Consider the following 16396-nt stretch of genomic DNA (forward strand, 5'->3'; position numbering starts at 1 on the left):
ACAATGAGCGAAAAAAAAATGCTCCACAACTCGAAATAAAAAAAACGCTCACTCCGCCTCGTCCAGACCAATGTCGACGCACGCTGCCGCCTGATTGATCTTGCTGGTGGAAATATAGTCGACACCGGTCTTCGCAATCGCGCCGATGGTGGCGAGGCTGATGCCGCCGGATGCCTCCAGCAAGACGCGGCCGCTGACGATTTCGACCGCGCGGGTCATGTCCTCGACCGACATGTTATCGAGCATGATCACGTCCACGTTCGCGGCGAGCGCTTCCTTGACCTGCTCCAGACTCTCGCATTCGACTTCGAGCTTCGTCAGCACCGGCAACTGCTTGCGGGCGCGCTGCACGGCCTTGGCGATGCCGCCGCACACAGCGATGTGGTTGTCCTTGATCATCACGCCGTTGTCGAGGCCGAGCCGGTGGTTCAGGCCACCGCCGCAGGTGACCGCATGCTTTTCGAGCATGCGCAAACCCGGCGTGGTCTTGCGCGTATCGATCAGGCGCACTTTGGTGCCGGCCACGGCCGCCACATACTGCTCGGTCAGGTTCGCGATACCCGATAGGCGCTGCACGATGTTGAGCGCCGTGCGCTCCGCCGTCAGCACGCTGCGCGCCGTGCCGCTCACGTCGAGCATCACCGTGCCGCGCTCGATCTTGTCACCGTCCTTGACTCGCACAGACACTTCGAGCGTCGGGTCATAGCGCTTGAAGATGCGCGCGGCGACGTCGACACCCGCCACAATCAGCGTCTCGCGTGCGTTCATAAAGAATGCGCCGGTCTCGTGCGCTTCGATCATCAACTGCGCGGTCAGGTCGCAATAGCCGATGTCCTCGGTCAACCAAAGGTCGATCAGGCGATCCGTCTGAAATACGTCGTACATGTTGTCTCTGCCTTTCCTGAAAGAAATAAAATCAGTGTTTCACAAAACGTGACGGACCGCTCAGCGATGCTTCAGGCGCCGGTCGGCCATCATCAACAAGCCATTGCATGAGAGGGCAAACACCGTGAGAAACAGGGCGACCGCCATGATCGTGCGGATATCTCCGAGGTTCATCGCGCTCGTCAACAGATAGCCGAGCCCGCGCTGCGAAGCGAACATTTCGCCGATCAACACGCCCAGCAACGTCAGGGAAAAACCGAGCCGCAAGCCGGACACGACTTCGGGAATAATCGCCGGCAGCACGACGTGAACAATCGTGCGGGCAAGCGACAGACGCATGGCTTTCGACGCACGCAGGTAGACCGGCCGCATCTCGCGAATCGCGTTCATGGTGAACATCAGGATCGGAATCAGCCCGTGCATGACGCCAAAGGCCACTTTGGCCGACAGACCCAACCCGAACACCAGCAACACCAGCGGATACAACGTGACCTTGGGAAGCGAATACAGGTTCAGCAAAATCGGCTCCGCGACCACGCCGGAGAGGCGGTTCACACCGAGCACCACGCCGAGCGCCACCCCACCGGCGAGCGCGATAACAAGCGCGTAAGCCAGGGCTCTCGCGGTCTCGCCCACGTTGCCCCAGAACGCCGTGGTACCGAGCATCTGGGCCAGCGCCTGCACGGCACTCCATGGCGAACACAGCGAACTGTTGCCGACGGCCCAGTGCAGGCACTGCCAGCACACGACAACGGCCAGCGCAACCAGCAACGAATCGACGAATCTCTTCATGGCGAATTCTCCTGGTGTTCGCATGCTCAGCGTCGCCGGCGCGCCTGAAACCGCTGATCGATGCGGTTCAGCACGACGTTCACGAGCGTGACCAGCACGAGCACGAACAGCATCAGCGAATACATGTCGTCGTTCTGGAAGTTGTTATACGCATAGCCGATTGCATAGCCGATCCCCGAGCCCGACAGGATGAATTCCGAGGCAATCACGCCGATGAACGCATAGGCCACCGACAGCTTCACGCCGGTGAACAGATACGGCAGCGTGGCAGGCAGCTTGATGTAGATGGCCGAGCGCCAGCGCGAGAGCCGCATCACCTGGGCGCTTTTATGCAACGCGCGCGGAATCCGATCCAGCCCGTTCAGCGTCGCCGTGATCATGGTCACGACTGAGAGCATCACGGCAATCGCGATGATCGGCAGCGAGCCAATGCCAAAGATGACGATGAAGACCGGATAAAAGATGAAGGTGGGAATCGCGTAGTAGCTCGATAACAGCGGTTCGATCGAGCGGCGCACCGATGGCAGCGCGTGAATTCCAAGCCCCAGCACGAACCCAAGCAGCACCGAGACAATCGAGGCGACGACGATATTGACCAGGCTCGTCACGATGTCGTGATCGAATTTGCCGCCGCGCAGCAGGTCAATGCCGTGCGTAACCATCGCAGACGGCGGAATCAGTACGCTGGATGGAATGATGCCGCTGCGGCACAGCAACTCGACCAACACGATAAAGCCGGCCACTACAGCAATACGGATCAGACTTTCGGCCTTCACTTCGAACTCCCAGGCTCGTATGCAAACAACCGGGCGCACCCACACGCACCGTGCGCCTAGTGAGCGCCCATCACCTTCAGCGATTCGACGCGCAGCTTTTCCCACAAACGGGCGTTGATCTCGCCAAAACGCGGCGTTGAAACGACGCGGCTGTCGCGCGAACGCTCCCAGCCCGTTTCGACGATGTCGATAAACAAACCCGGCCGCGCCGACATCACGCCAACCCGGTCAGAGAGCATCGCGGCCTCATCGAGTGCATGCGTGATCAGCAGCACCGTCGCTGAAGTTTCGCGCCACAGGCGCAGCAACTCGTCGCCCATCAGCAAGCGTGTCTGCTGGTCGAGCGCGCCGAACGGCTCATCGAGCAAAATGAGGCGCGGTTGCAGCACCAACGTTCTGGCGATACACACGCGCTGCCGCATGCCGCCCGACAACTGCGACGGGTACGCGTTGGCGAAGTCCTTCAGTCCCATGAAGCCAATCGCGTAGTCGACGCGGCGCTTGATCTCGGCGCCATCGACGCCCGCCATGCGTAGGCCGAACGAAATGTTGTCGCGCAGATTCAGCCACGGAAACGACGCATCCTCCTGGAACACGACGCCCACGCCGTCGGGGACATCCTTCACGGGCTGACCTTCAAACGTGACGGTGCCGGAACTCGGCTTGGAGAGCCCGGCAATCGCTTCGAGCAAAGTGGATTTGCCGCAACCTGACGGCCCCACCACGGAGAAGAATTCGCCGCGCGTCAGGGTGAGATCGATCGGACCGAGCGCATGAAACAGCTCCTTCGAATCGTTCTTCGCGAAGTAACGGGTGACGCCTGCGAGTTCAACATGCGCCTCGGGCGACGCGGGCGCTCGCTGAGTGGGCGATTCCACTACCTGCAGCGTGGGATGCGAGGGTCGTGCCTTCATAGCGTGCTCTTGGCTTTCAGGTCAGCCGGCAGGAAGCTGGTGTCCACCAGCTTCGACCAGTCGACATCGCCATTCAGTTCGCCAATCAGTTTCAGGCCGTCGGTCATGCGGTCCAGTTCGGCACGGGTGAATTCGCCGTCGCTCCACATGCGCGACTTGACCATATTGTTCACGGCTTCGCGCGCGATGTCGGGCGTGAGCTTGAAACTCGTCTGCAGCAGCGTGGCGGCACTGGCTGGGTCCGCGTATACGGCGTCCACGCCTGCGCGGCGGCCTGCAATGATGGCGCGCAGTTCGTCGGGATGCGTCTTGGCAAATTCGCGGGTGGTGATGCCGACCGAGGTGGTCATCGGCTGCAGGACATCGCCAGCGCGATAGACGGTGCGGTAATTGGCCTTGCGCACAATCGACAGCGGTTCGATCAGCACCGCGCCGGAGACCGCGCCCTGTTCAAGCATCGTCAGGCCGTTGACATAGCCACCCGAAGCGACCCGGGTCACCTTGCTGGCGTCGACGCCCTTTTGCTTGAGCACCATCAGCAAGAGCATTTCGGAGACGCCTTTGGGCGACGTGATCGCGACCTTCTTGCCTGGCAGATCCGCAACCGTTTGCACGTTGGTACTCGGCATCGTAACCATCGAGGCTTCGGCAACGCTGCGCGTGCCGACATTGACGATGACCAGGTCGAGCCCCTGGCGTTGCGCGGCCAGCGCCGCCGCTACCGCGACTTCGCCATACGGCGTCTTGCTGGCGAGAATGTTGCGCACGGTCGTCCCGCCGCCGCCCGAGGTGAGAATGCCGGTGATATCGACGCCGGCCTTCTTGAACAGGCCCTTGTCCATCGCGACCGCATACGGAAGGCCGTAGAGGCTGCTGCCCCACTGTGTGACGGAGATTTCATCGGCCTGCGTTGCCGGCCCGTAGAGGAGGCTGGCCGCCGATAGCACAAGGCACGCACCGAGTGTTGCGCAGACCCGCTTGACGAACCACTTCATATAGATCACTCCCGACCAGGAAAGCGGACAACTGTAGCCTCGCGGGCTTCCAGCACAAACACGCCGCATCGCAAATGATAGTTACACGCCATAAATGCACGCTGGGCGGGATCATCCCATGCCTCGCGCACGATGCACAACTCACGCCACGGCACGACTTTAACGCCGTGTGCGGGTCACGAGGTCAATGCACTCGGCCAAATCCGCTGCCGCGCTTTGCTGATTGCGGCTGTTCCGTTCGACGAGCCCGACCTCGCGAATGAAGGTGTCATCGCCAAGCGGCAATGCGGCTACCGTCTTCGGCACGTGGAGCCCTGCCGCCTGCGGCACGATTGCGACGCCGACGCCGTGCGCCACCAGCCCGACAATGCCCTGCAATTCGTCGAGTTCGACGACGTCGTTGACTGTCATACGAATTCTGCGCAGAAAGCGCTCGACTAGCCTGCCGCCGAACGAATTGCGATCGTAGCGGATGAATGGTTCGGATTTGAGCAGCGAACGCCACGGGCGATCGGCCAGCTCGCGCGGCGCGAGCAAAACGAAAGGCTCTAACGTCAGCGTACGCCACTTCAATTCAGACGGCAGCGCGAACGGCGGCTTGATGATCACCGCCACATCCACCTCGCCGGAATCCACCTGCGCCAGCAGATTGAGCGAGACTCCCGGAATGACCCGAATGCGCCAGCCCGGCGAGTCCTGGCGAAACCGTTGGATCGCGCTGACCAGAAACGACCCCTGTGCCGACGCGATCGCGCCCACCCGCAGCAAGCCCGACTGTTCCGCCGCGCCGCCCCGGTCGGCAAGCCGCGCGTAGACCGAGAGCAGTTCTTCCGCCACTTCGACGGTCTGCTTGCCCGCTGCGTTGAGCGTCGCCGAGCGGCCGGTTCGATCGAACAGCGCGAATCCCAGATCCTCTTCCAGACGCTGGATCTGCGCGCTCACCGCTGACTGCGTCAAACCGATGTGCGAGCCGGCGCCCGCAAACGTGCCGTAGCGCACTACCGCCAGGAAGGTCTTGAGCTCGCGCATCATGATGGGATTGATCGATTTTATTGTCGCTGAGGCGACAATATATAACGCTATCGATCAGGCCGCGCGGTGCCGGCTTTCTCAGAGCACTCCGCCGTAGGCCGTTTCCGCGCACCCCGTCACACCGGGTCGAACGGCAAACACATGCCCATCGCTTTCATTCGCGCCTGCATCCGGGCGGATCGTGGTGATGAACAGCGTGTCGAGCTCGCGGCCGCCGAATGCGCACATCGAAGGCTTCATGGCCGGCAATTCGATTTGCCGGTCCAACTTGCCCTGCGGCGTGAAACGCAGCACCCGGCCCGCGTCGTTGGCGCAGATCCAGTAACAGCCGTCAGCGTCCATCGCTGCGCCATCAGGGCGGCCCACGTAGTGATGCAGATCGGCGAAGAGGCGCCGGTTGTGCGGCTCGCCCGTTTCACCGTCGTAGTCGAATGCCCAGATGAGGCGTCGTGACGTATGCGAGTCGGAGAGGTACATGATGGCGCCGTCAGGCGACCATGCGAGACCGTTCTGTACGATCAGTCCGTCAATGATGGGTGCCGACAGCGTGCCCGCTGTATCGAAGCGGAACAATTCACCGGCCGGTCGCGCAGTGGGATTGTCCTGCACCATCGTGCCCGCCCAGAAACGCCCCTGACGATCGCAACGGCCATCGTTAAAGCGCATGTCCGGCAGCGGGAACACGGGCGCAGCCAGCTTGCGTACTTGCGCCTGAAGCAGCTCCGCGCCAGCGCCTTCTCCTGTATCGGGCAGCGTGACGGAAAACAACCCCGTTTCAAGGCCGGCCAAGAGGCCGCCTGCGCGTCCGAAGGCGAGGCACGCAACACGCTCCGGCAGGATCCATTCAGTCCTCACGCCGCACTCGAGATGCAGGCGGACAATCTTCCGCGCCACAATATCGACCCAATAAAAGGCGCCTTCCACCGCGTGCCAGACGGGGCTTTCGCCAACCGTCGCCGGCAATGCACCCGCCGCTTCCACCCGTTCCGCACGAACGCCAGGTACCACGCTCATGCGTTCACCTCCGCCAGACGACGTGAAAAACCGGCGCACAGGTTGCGCGCGCCCCGTTCGATGCCGATACGCATCGCTTCATCCCTACCCATCTGCTGCTCCTTCATAGAGTCGGGGACGAAACCGGCACTACCGCGCACAAACCATGCGCCGCATGCCGGTCCCGTCCCCGTGACGTCAACCTTGTTTGCGTCCCGCTGTCTGACTAACGCTGGTCGACGATGGTCGTGTTGTAAGTCGTGCTGCCAATGATGACATTTTTCAGCGTAATGCCGTTGACGTTGTACGCGTAGATCGGCCCCGGCGTGGTGGCGGTTTCTGTGCCGTTGTTGACCGGCGTGCCGAGGTTGCAGTTCGAGATCGTGACACCGGTGATCGGCGGAATCGTCGGCGTCGGCGCGGGTCCGTTGTAGTCGGAGCCAACCGGCCCCTGCGCGACAATGGCCTGAAAGCACGAGCCCGTCTTGCTGCCAAGTGTCACGTCCGTCACCTGCACGTTCGAAATGTTCACGTTCTGCACGACCGGCGGACTTTCGCGCACTGCGTCGCCAGCCGGATCATAGTCGCAATCGAAGGTGATCAGACCGCCTTGCGACGCAGACGGATTACCCGCCGTCGACGCAGCCACGCCCAGCGGCACCGTGCTGTTGATCGGGCTGCCCGCGAGCAACGAACTGCCATACCCCCCGCCTGTGAGAGTCACGCCATTTGGCAGCGTAACGCCATCGACGTAGAAGTTCCTCACGAAGCCGCCGCGATTCATATTCGTCTTGATGCGGATAGCGATATTGAGCGGATTGGTCGCCCAGTTCTGGTTCAACATCTGCAGATTGCGCGCGTAGACGTTCTGCACGCCGCCGCTCATTTCGCTGCCGAGGGTTATGCCGCCGTGGCCGCTATTCATCGTGCAGTTCTGCACGACAATGTTCTGCGAGGGACCGTATTCCGTATCGAGCGCCTTGCCCGACTTGATCGCAATGCAGTCGTCGCCCGTGTTGAACGTGACGGTGTCGCACAGCACGTTGCTGCAGGCGTCGGGATCGAAGCCGTCGTTGTTCGGCCCGATGCTGTCGGCGAAGACGCCGCGAATCACGAGATTCGTGCAATCGGTGGGGTGATGCTGCCAGAACGGTGTGTTTTGCGTGTGATAGTCCTCCATCAGCACGTTCGTGCAGCCGATGAACTCCACCATGCACGGACGCAGATAATGCCCCAGACCGAAGATCCGCTTTGCAACCGGCACCCCTGCTTCAGACAACGCCGGCAGGTAGTTCTGATCCTGCTGCCAAGGGGTCGTCGGGCTCGTCAATAGCGCGTACAGCGCGTCGGAAATGTTGGGCGCGACGGTCTTCAGGTCCACGTTGTTCGGATTCGTGTAGGCCTGCGACGGCGTCGTCGAACCGGCACAGCCATACTCTCCTTTCGAGCCCTTGTAGGTCCACCAGCAAGTCGCCGTGTTGCCGCTGCCGGCGAATGGTGTCATCGCCTGGCCGTTCAGGATCGAGGTGGTGTCTTCGCCGGTAATCGCGATTTTGGTCTGATTGCGGGCATAAACCGGCGCGCCGAAGTTCAGGCAATCGTTTGCCTGCCAGCGGCTATAAAACAGGTTGCCGTTTGCTCCGCAGTTGACCGGCCCGTCCTTGGCGTAATCCGCCGGGTTGGGGCTGAAGTAGATCGTGCAGTTGCTGCTCAGGTGAAAATTGACGTTGCTCAGGAGCACGATTGGCCCTGCGCAATACCAGTTGCCCGACGGCACCACGACGCGGCCGCCGCCCGCCGCGTTGCATGCCTGAATGGCAGCGAGGAACGCCGGCCGGGAATCGAATGCGCCAGCGGCATTGGTCAGGTTGGCGCCGGGGCTCGTTGGCGAAGTTGTGCCCGTGTAAGGATTGGTTGCGGCCACAACCGAACATTGCTGGGCGCCGTAACTGGTCACGGTGAAGTCCACGCTTGGGAACATCGACTGCGTGATGCCCTGCAACGAGTTGATGATCTGCGTGGCGAGGCCAACGGTCCCCCAGATCGGATCCAGGGCTCCCGGAGCGGCGTTCACGCTGCCGCCACAGCCCGGCAGCGTGCCGAGGAGTGTTGCCCCTGCGGATGCGCCCGCAAAGACCATAAATGCACGACGCCCGGGTGAGCCCAGTTCGCCGCCGTAACCACTATCCTTCCTCGTACGTTCACGAACGTTTCTGTTACGCGTTGCCACGATTGCCTCCTGATATTTTTTCGGTTCTCTGACCGGTTTTCTGAACGTTGTCCTGACCGGGCTGGCGTCGGTCGGGAGACCGCTATAAGGGCGGCCGCTGATCGAACTTCAGGCGGCTCGCTCATGCCGTGGGGTCTCGAACATTGTTGTTATACAACACAATAGATGTCAAGCCATGATGCAAGACCGAGGTGGTATCGCGCGAGCACGTAGACGGTGGGTGTGACCCGTGATGGCTTCTCTTAATGTCCTTGGATACTTAGGCTTTTGGGGCATCGATCAACATTTGGAACGCTCGGAGAATCCGCTACGGGGCGGACTCATGCCAGGGAAACTCCTAGCCCAATCCCCATTTGCTTGACAACTTTCCGATGAATCGACATGATTGCTCGACACAATCGATGGAGCTGCGCCCACGCCTATGGTGGGTGGCCAGCAAGCCGCATTCGTGCGCGCCAGACCGCAGCAGTTGAGGCAGATGGCGAGCGCCTCCCGCGAAGCACCGGGCGCCTCAAAGGCAGCCCCTGCTTTGCTAAAACCTCAGGATAAGGATGAGACCCGTGAAAAAAATTGCATTGAGCGGCGCAGGAGGCCAGCTTGGCCGAGTGTTGCGCAAAGCCCTGCTCGAGCGCGGCGCCAACCTGCGTTCGGCGGCGGGCTCGCGCCCACTGGAGCCGATCGTCGACGGCGAAGATGTCATGCACGGCGATCTGCGCGACCCGGCCGTGGTGGACCGGTTGCTCGAGGGCGTGGATGTGTTGATCCACATGGCGGGTACTAGCGTCGAACGGCCGTTGCCCGAAATCATCGAGAACAACCTGCGCGGGCTCGTCGAAGTGTATGAAGGTGCGCGCCGCCACGGGGTTGGCCGCATCATCTTTGCGAGTTCCAACCATTCAATCGGCTTGCATCCTGTCGAAGAGAAGCTGAGCCTCGACTGCGATTTCCGTCCGGATGGTTTTTACGGTCTGAGCAAGGTGTGGGGTGAGGCGATTGGCCGGCTGTACTGGGACAAGCACGGCATTGAGAGCGTGTGCATCCGCATTGGCAGTTGCATCGAAAAACCCACGGAATTCCGTCACCTCAGCACGTGGCTCGGTTTCGATGATCTGCTGCAGTTGATCGATCTATCGGTGAACGTGCCTGATCTTGGCTACCAGGTGGTGTGGGGCGTGTCCAACAACACGCGCAGCTACTGGGATAATTCCGGCGCCGCACGGCTTGGTTATCAGCCGCGCCAGAACGCCGAAGACTACGCCGCGGAGATTCTCGCCCAAACCAATCCGCTCGATGCCACCGCCCAAAGGTATCAAGGCGGTAGCTTCGCCAGCTTCGATTTCACGCCGGTAGAGCGTAGGAATCTGAAGCGCTAAGGCGCATATGCGGAGGCTCCGCGATTGATGTTGACGGAGCCTCCTCCTCCAGCCGAAACACAGCAACAGCATCCCGCAACGCCGACGCCTGCTCTTCCAGAGACTTCGCGGCAGCAGCCGCTTCCTCGACGAGCGCAACATTGTTCTGCGTGACGTCGTCGATCTGGCTGATTGCCTGATTGACCTGCTCGATGCCCGAGCGTTGCTCATGCGCCGCAGCTTCAAGCTCGACCATGATGCCGGTCACCCGCTCCACCGCCCGCATCGCCTCATTCATCGTGCCGCCCGCCTCCGCCACCAGCGTCGCGCCTTGCTCGACCTGCGAGGCCGATGCGTTAAGCAGATCCTTGATCTCCTTGGCCGCTGTTGCAGAGCGCTGCGCGAGGCTGCGCACTTCGGAAGCCACCACCGCAAAGCCTCGTCCCTGTTCACCGGCACGGGCCGCTTCGACGGCCGCATTCAGCGACAGGATGTTGGTCTGGAAGGCGATGCCTTCGATCATGCCAATGATCTCGGTCACCTTACGGGACGAAATGGTGATGTCATCCATCGTCTCGATCACACGCTTGACGACAGCGCCGCCGCGCGTGACCGTCTCCAGTGCGCCATGCGCGAGCCGATTCGCTTCCTTGGCGTGATCGGCGTTCTGCTTCACCGTCGACGACAGCTGTTCGATGGTTGCGGCCGTACGCTCCAGCGAGGAGGCCTGCTGCTCGGTGCGGCCGGACAGGTCAAGATTGCCCTCCGCGATTTCCTTGACGCCGTGCGCGATCACGCTGGCGCTACCGCGCACCTTCGACTCGCGAACGGCCCGTTGGCATAAACCTGGAAGTCCGCGTTCGACTCGCGCAGCATCTGTTCCGCACCCGCGAGCAAGCCATCTGTGGGCTTGCCGACATGAAACAGGATCTCGAAGCTACCCAGCGCGAGCCGCGCCTTCAGCAACTTCTCGGAGCTTGCGTTCAGCGATGCCAGGGCAGCCGAACTGCGCTGCGCGTCCTGGAAGCCATCAATTGACTGCTTAAGCGCGCCGTAGCCGACGCCAATCACCGTCATGAGAAACGCAACGAAAATGCAAACGATCAGCGTCAGGCCCGTGCGTATTTTGATGTTTTTGAGCATGCTGTCCCCGCGATGTCTTTGGCCGCTATCTTTATCGATGTCTCTGGCGATCTTGTGCCGCCCTGCGACAGAACCCGGCCAGGCGGGTTCTGTTTCCTCATGCAACCATGAACTTCTTGATCAATAAACCGGATGGCCGTTGATCAGGCTAGGCAACCAGGTCGAAAACATCGGCACATAAGTGACGATATTGATCGCGCTGAAAATGGCCAGGTAGTACGGCCAGGCAATCTTCGTGGTTTCCCCGATCGAAACCTCGCCGATCGCGCATCCGATGAACTGCACCGAGCCGATCGGCGGGTGCACCAGCCCCAGCGAACAGTTCAGCAGAATCATGATGCCGAATTGCACCGGGCCGACGCCGTAGTGCATCGCCATCGGCAGGAACAGCGGCGTCGTGATCAGGATGTGCGCCGCCATGTCGACGAACGTGCCGAGGAACACCTGGAGGATGTTGATGTAAAGCAGCATCAGCCAGGGGATGGTCGTCGCGTGTTCGAGCAGGTGTTGAATCGCATCCGGAATTTCCAGGTAAGCCATCTGGAAACGCAGCATGTTCGACACGCCGATCAGCAGCAGCACCACACCGGTGGTCCGCGTAGCACGCGCCAGCGCCATCGCGAGCTTCTTCAGCGTCATCGTGCGATACACGACGAAGGTCAGCACCAGCGAATACGCCACCGCGATAGCCGCGGCCTCGGTCGCCGTCGCAATCCCCTTGGCCACGCAAGTCAGGATGATCAGGATAACCAACAGCCCTGGCAACGCACCCACGAAGGTCCGCGCCACCGTGAACCAGCCGGGAAACTTCGGCAGTTCAGTCGAGCCGTCGGCGCGGCGCGGGAACTTGTAGCGCACTGCCTGCCAGTAGGCGGCGAGCAGAACGAAGCCCATCACCCACAGCACCGGCACCAGGCCGGAGAACAGCAGATCGCCGATCGACACGCCGCTCACCGACTGCCCCGCCACGATCCCCGTGATGCCCTGCGCTGCAAGCGCATAGATGATCATGTTGGTGGAGGTCGGCATCAGCGCGCCCGCCAACGAGGCATGGGTCGTGACGTTGACCGCGTAGGCCGCGCTATACCCTTCGCGCTTCATCAGCGGAATGACCACGCCGCCCATCGCCGACGTATCGGCGGTCGGCGATCCCGACACCCCACCGAACAAGGTACAGGCCACCACGTTGGCCATGCCGAGTCCGCCGCGGAAGTGTCCCACCGTTGCCTGGGCAAAGCGCAGGATGCGGTCGGCGATACCGCCGTGCAGCATCAGTTCGCCCGACAGGATAAAGAACGGCACCGCAAGGAACGAAAAGGCGTTGATGCCCGACACCATAGACTGGATCGCCGTTGCCGCCGGCAAACCTTCATGCAGGTAGGTCAGGATGCAGGACAGCCCCAGCGCAAAGGAAACGGGAACCCCGAGTACGAGGAAGACAAGAAAACTGACAGTTAGAATCGCAAGTTCCATGATTGATCACGCCCGCTTCCGCGCGAAGAGGTCCAATAGATGTTCGATTGAAAAGAGGATGGTGCAGGCGCTGGCCAGGAATGGAATCGCGTAACGAACGGCTTCCGGCAGGCCCAGGATGGGGATCTGGTCATCGAGCGTAGTCGAACCCATATTGGCCGCGCCGAAACACACGGCGACCGAAAAAGCGATCACGCAGAGCTGCTGAAACACCGCCATCGCAATCTGACCTTTGGGCGGCAACTTTTTGACCAGCGAATCGAGGCCGATATGCCCGCCGTCGCGCACTTTCAGTGCAGCGCCGAAGAACGCGATGACCAATACCATCAGCAGTCCGACGGGTTCGACATAGTCGGGGGCGTCGTTGAAGACATAGCGCATCACCACGCTATACATCACCAGCACCACCAGCACAGCGAGACAAATCGACGCCACCACTGTCGCCACGCGGGCCAAAACCCCGAGCGAGCATTTCACGAAGTTCATCTATTTCTTCCTCGTACAGAACAACGAAGCCGTAACTCCCCACACGAACCTGCCGGTACACCTGGTTGGACTCGCTACCGAACCGAACCCAACACAAACGACGAACGCCGGAAAACCCTGCGATTGCTCCACAAGGATTTCCGGCCAGGTTAGCGATGGGAATGGCTTACTGGATCGCCTGGATCTCGGTGACGATCTGTTTCATCTCGGGGGTCTTTTCATACTTCGCCCAGACCGGCTGCATGGCCTTCACGAAAGCCGCGCGATTGATCTGCGCGGCGGGCGTGATCGTCACGCCGGCTTTGGTCACGGTCTGGACACCCTCGGACTCTTTCGCGGTCCACAATTTGACGTAGTAAGGCACCGAGTCCGCCGCAGCCTTGCGGATGGCCGTCTGCTCCTGCGGCGTCAGCGTGTCCCATACCTTTTTGGAGAACACCAGCACTTCCGGCGTCATCGAATGCTCGGTTTCGGAGAATTGCGTCGCCACTTCGTAATGCTTGGTTTCGACGTACGACGGCATGTTGTTCTCGGCCGCGTCCACGAGACCCGTCTTCAGCCCCGTATAGACTTCCGCGAAAGGCATCGGCGTCGGCGTGCCGCCCATAGCCTTGATTTCATCAACCATCAGATCGGACGGTTGCACGCGCACCTTGAGGCCCTTCATGTCGGCCGGCGAGTGAATCGCCTTCTTGGCGTAGATCGAACGCGCACCGCTCTCGTAGAACGTGAGCGCGATCATGCCTTTCGCCGCAAAGGCGTTGAGAATCTTCTGGCCTTCCGGGCCGTACATGACCTTGCGGAACTGGTCGACGTCGCGGAACAGGAACGGCAGCGAGGGAATCATCGATTCGGGCACGATGTCATTGAATGCCGCGGCGTTGGCGCGCACCATATCGATCGCGCCGATACGGACCTGGTCAATCGTATCGTTTTCGGAACCGAGGGCGCTGTTGCTGAAGACCTTCACGGTATCCGCGCCATTGGTCTCTTTGGACAGCTCGTCGCCCATATACTTCAGCGCCAGGACGGTCGGGAAGGTGTCGCTATGCACGTCGGCGACACGGAACGTGTGCGCCTGCGCCGCACCTGCGCTGAATGCGAGAACCGAGGCGGCTACCATCATCGACACACCGGTCAGGGCGAAATTTTTTTTCATCGTGTGATCTCCTCAAAATTAAATCATCAAGCGACTGTGTTTGCGGCGATTCGAACCTGCCCCGGATCCCTGACGCTGAATCTCTGTGGTGCAGCCGGTGGCTAGCGCGCAACGCCTGCTTCACCCTCGAATGTGCACAGTTGGTGCGGCCAACCCCCTCCCGATTTACAACTTAGCACAAGCCGCTATGTTGTAAGACAAGATGAGATTGTATAAATATCTCACCCGCTTGCGGCCTAGGACATACCCGTAGGTTGCATGTGTCGCGAAGCCACAAAAAATTGGGCTCGCCCTTTCCCGGCCTCGCTGGCACGGGCCGCGGCGGTGCTGAAAGGCGTCCGATATTTGCTTGATAACGTTGAAATTTATGCCCGATGATGTCTTACACATCGGGCCTCGCTCAGCCGCGCTGCAACGTTCTCGCAATCGCGGGGACGTGGAATGCCGAAGAGATGGCCAGGCGGGTGACGCAAGACGATGGCGGGCGGCGTCGAATGACGCCACCACCATCGACGTGCTACTGCATCAGAACGTGTGATTGATACCGATCGTTGCTGCGAACTGGCTGCGGCTCGACGCAGCGGACTGCTCGCCGATCGATGCCGTTGCGGTGACAACCTTGCCGCCGTTGATCGTCTGGCCGTTGGCGCGCTGGTACGCTTCCAGCACGTAGATACGCGTGCGCTTGGACAGGTTGTAGAGCTCAGTCAGGTTGATCTGCTGATAGCTCGCAGCATCCTGGACACCATTTGCCTGTGTTGCGCGCGTGTAGCTATAGCCTGCAGCGAGGTCCCACGATGTAACCGGGCGGTAGTGGAGCACTGCGCCGCCGGTGTTGAAAATCTCAGTCGTCGAGAAGCCGGAATTCGGACCGGCGATGTACTGCACGTTCGAATACGACGCCGAAACATCCCATTGCGGGCTGAACTGATAGCCACCGGTTACGGCAAAGCGCTGTTGCGCGGCCGCATTCTGATAGCCGTTCGTGATGCTCGACACACCCTGCTCGCCGGTGCCTGAATAAGCCGTGGAGCTGGAGCTCCATGCGCCGCCACCTTCCGTCGCATTGTTAAAGCGCGCGAAACCGACGCCGACACCCGCCGCGCCGAACAGATACTGCGCGCCGACGCTCCACGTCGAGCCCGCGTTGGTGCTGCCCGGCACGCCACCGAGTGCATACATGCCGCTCAGCTTCAGGCCACCGAACGACGGCGACGTGTACATGAGCGAGTTGTTGACGCGGTAGTCCGTATCGAGTGCGTCAAGGTCGCCCGGGTGCGTGCCGTAAGCGCCAGTCAGCCACGGGGTCGGGCCGTACTGCGCGAGCATGTTGTAGTACGGCGTGTACTGGCGCCCTAACGTGAACGTACCGTACTTATCGTTGCTAATGCCCACCCACGAAGCGCGGCTAAACATCAGACCGGCCTTGCTTTCTGCGCCGGTGTCGGCGTTGAAACCTTGTTCGAGCTGGAAGATCGCCTTCGTGCCGCCGCCGAGATCTTCGCTACCCTTGAGACCGAAGCGCTCGCCGCCCCAGACCCCTTCGATCATCTTGAACACCGAATGACCGCCCTTGGTTGCCCCCGTCGACGGCGCCTGGCTGCTCAGATAACCGATGCCGGTATCAATCACCCCGTAGAGGGTCACACTGCTCTGCGCGAAAGCTCCGCCCGTAGCGAGCATGGCCGCCACGCCGGCGACGGCCAGCTTGGCTTCTTTGTGGTAACTCTTTTTCATCAGATCGTCCTTTGTTTTCATTGGAGTTATGGCGGCACGTTATGCCGCACGAAATTGCCTGGCCGCCATCGGGCATCCAGTTATCGCTCTCGTCGTCACATACCCACCGACACACCGGTCGGCACGATATGTAGTCCTTATTTCATGCATCGCCGCCTGGTCTCCTGCGCACGGCCTGACTACTGCAATCTGTTCGGTCGAATCGTTCTCGACACTATTGCGGCTGTTCGAAACGCGTGGTTTCGAGCAGCCGCAACGTTAGTTAATTCAGTGAATCTCGGGCTCGACTGCGCCACCACCACAGCTAGCCGCTCCGCCCGCCCCTTCACGCTGGAGGAAGTCGAAGTCGCAGCCCTTGTTGGCCTGCATCACATGCACCTGATGCATCGCGCCGTAACCACGCGTGAAGCGCGGCGCCGGTTCGACCCA

General features: G+C 60.9%; 13 protein-coding genes and 1 pseudogene. 1 reads left to right on the forward strand and 13 read right to left on the reverse strand.

Going from position 1 to position 16396, the window contains the following annotated elements; genetic code table 11:
• Positions 1-48: 48 nt before the first annotated feature.
• From nadC to P3T40_RS38255, 8 genes are all read right to left on the reverse strand, one after another.
• Positions 49-885 carry a carboxylating nicotinate-nucleotide diphosphorylase gene (nadC, locus tag P3T40_RS38220; protein WP_429272882.1) on the reverse strand — a complete coding sequence of 279 codons (837 nt, stop codon included), beginning with the start codon at positions 883-885 and terminating at the stop codon, positions 49-51.
• 60 nt (positions 886-945) lie between these two features.
• The gene (locus tag P3T40_RS38225) at positions 946-1677 is read right to left on the reverse strand and encodes an ABC transporter permease (protein ID WP_429272883.1); all 732 of its coding nucleotides are present in this window, start codon (positions 1675-1677) and stop codon (positions 946-948) included.
• 26 nt (positions 1678-1703) lie between these two features.
• The gene (locus P3T40_RS38230) at positions 1704-2453 is read right to left on the reverse strand and encodes an ABC transporter permease (RefSeq protein ID WP_429272884.1); all 750 of its coding nucleotides are present in this window, start codon (positions 2451-2453) and stop codon (positions 1704-1706) included.
• Between the two features lie 56 nt (positions 2454-2509).
• Positions 2510-3367, reverse strand: a complete 858-nt coding sequence (locus P3T40_RS38235) for an ABC transporter ATP-binding protein (RefSeq protein ID WP_429272885.1) — start codon at positions 3365-3367, stop codon at positions 2510-2512.
• Positions 3364-4362 carry an ABC transporter substrate-binding protein gene (locus tag P3T40_RS38240; RefSeq protein WP_429272886.1) on the reverse strand — a complete coding sequence of 333 codons (999 nt, stop codon included), beginning with the start codon at positions 4360-4362 and terminating at the stop codon, positions 3364-3366. The genes P3T40_RS38235 and P3T40_RS38240 overlap by 4 nt, the downstream gene beginning before the upstream one ends.
• Before the next feature lie 159 nt (positions 4363-4521).
• Positions 4522-5394, reverse strand: coding sequence for a LysR family transcriptional regulator (locus P3T40_RS38245; protein WP_429272887.1), 873 nt, complete (start codon positions 5392-5394; stop codon positions 4522-4524).
• Between the two features lie 78 nt (positions 5395-5472).
• Positions 5473-6408, reverse strand: coding sequence for an SMP-30/gluconolactonase/LRE family protein (locus tag P3T40_RS38250; protein ID WP_429272888.1), 936 nt, complete (start codon positions 6406-6408; stop codon positions 5473-5475).
• Positions 6409-6613: 205 nt separating this feature from the next.
• The gene (locus tag P3T40_RS38255) at positions 6614-8527 is read right to left on the reverse strand and encodes a glycoside hydrolase family 28 protein (RefSeq protein WP_429272897.1); all 1914 of its coding nucleotides are present in this window, start codon (positions 8525-8527) and stop codon (positions 6614-6616) included.
• Positions 8528-9177: 650 nt separating this feature from the next.
• On the opposite strand from P3T40_RS38255, the gene P3T40_RS38260 reads away from it, so the two are divergent.
• Complete coding sequence (locus P3T40_RS38260) at positions 9178-9990, forward strand: NAD-dependent epimerase/dehydratase family protein (protein WP_429272889.1); 813 nt, start codon at positions 9178-9180, stop codon at positions 9988-9990.
• Here the strand turns inward: P3T40_RS38260 and P3T40_RS38265 are convergent.
• The 5 genes and pseudogenes from P3T40_RS38265 to P3T40_RS38285 all read right to left on the reverse strand — a co-directional run bounded on the left by P3T40_RS38265 (position 9956) and on the right by P3T40_RS38285 (position 15967).
• Positions 9956-11112 (reverse strand): annotated as a pseudogene (locus P3T40_RS38265) (methyl-accepting chemotaxis protein). The gene P3T40_RS38260 and the pseudogene P3T40_RS38265 sit on opposite strands and share 35 nt — an antisense overlap.
• Positions 11113-11232: 120 nt before the next feature.
• Complete coding sequence (locus P3T40_RS38270) at positions 11233-12585, reverse strand: TRAP transporter large permease (RefSeq protein WP_429272890.1); 1353 nt, start codon at positions 12583-12585, stop codon at positions 11233-11235.
• A gap of 6 nt (positions 12586-12591) precedes the next feature.
• A complete protein-coding gene (locus P3T40_RS38275; protein ID WP_429272891.1) occupies positions 12592-13071 on the reverse strand; it encodes a TRAP transporter small permease in 480 nt (159 codons plus the stop codon).
• A 166-nt stretch (positions 13072-13237) separates the two neighbouring features.
• On the reverse strand, positions 13238-14230 hold the full coding sequence (locus tag P3T40_RS38280) for a TRAP transporter substrate-binding protein (protein ID WP_429272892.1): 993 nt from the start codon (positions 14228-14230) through the stop codon (positions 13238-13240).
• Positions 14231-14755: 525 nt separating this feature from the next.
• Positions 14756-15967 carry a porin gene (locus tag P3T40_RS38285; protein WP_429272893.1) on the reverse strand — a complete coding sequence of 404 codons (1212 nt, stop codon included), beginning with the start codon at positions 15965-15967 and terminating at the stop codon, positions 14756-14758.
• Between the last annotated feature and the right edge of the window lie 429 nt (positions 15968-16396).

The sequence above is a fragment of the Paraburkholderia sp. EB58 genome (assembly GCF_050436665.1).
Taxonomy (GTDB): domain Bacteria; phylum Pseudomonadota; class Gammaproteobacteria; order Burkholderiales; family Burkholderiaceae; genus Paraburkholderia.

Coding starts and splice junctions, on each gene's coding strand:
- P3T40_RS38280 (WP_429272892.1), bottom strand. CDS start 14,230: ATGAAAAAAAATTTCGCCCTGACCGGTGTGTCGATGATGGTAGCCGCC.
- P3T40_RS38245 (WP_429272887.1), bottom strand. CDS start 5,394: ATGATGCGCGAGCTCAAGACCTTCCTGGCGGTAGTGCGCTACGGCACG.
- P3T40_RS38225 (WP_429272883.1), bottom strand. CDS start 1,677: ATGAAGAGATTCGTCGATTCGTTGCTGGTTGCGCTGGCCGTTGTCGTG.
- P3T40_RS38255 (WP_429272897.1), bottom strand. CDS start 8,527: ATGGTCTTTGCGGGCGCATCCGCAGGGGCAACACTCCTCGGCACGCTG.
- P3T40_RS38285 (WP_429272893.1), bottom strand. CDS start 15,967: ATGAAAAAGAGTTACCACAAAGAAGCCAAGCTGGCCGTCGCCGGCGTG.
- P3T40_RS38275 (WP_429272891.1), bottom strand. CDS start 13,071: ATGAACTTCGTGAAATGCTCGCTCGGGGTTTTGGCCCGCGTGGCGACA.
- P3T40_RS38235 (WP_429272885.1), bottom strand. CDS start 3,367: ATGAAGGCACGACCCTCGCATCCCACGCTGCAGGTAGTGGAATCGCCC.
- P3T40_RS38270 (WP_429272890.1), bottom strand. CDS start 12,585: ATGGAACTTGCGATTCTAACTGTCAGTTTTCTTGTCTTCCTCGTACTC.
- P3T40_RS38250 (WP_429272888.1), bottom strand. CDS start 6,408: ATGAGCGTGGTACCTGGCGTTCGTGCGGAACGGGTGGAAGCGGCGGGT.
- nadC (WP_429272882.1), bottom strand. CDS start 885: ATGTACGACGTATTTCAGACGGATCGCCTGATCGACCTTTGGTTGACC.
- P3T40_RS38240 (WP_429272886.1), bottom strand. CDS start 4,362: ATGAAGTGGTTCGTCAAGCGGGTCTGCGCAACACTCGGTGCGTGCCTT.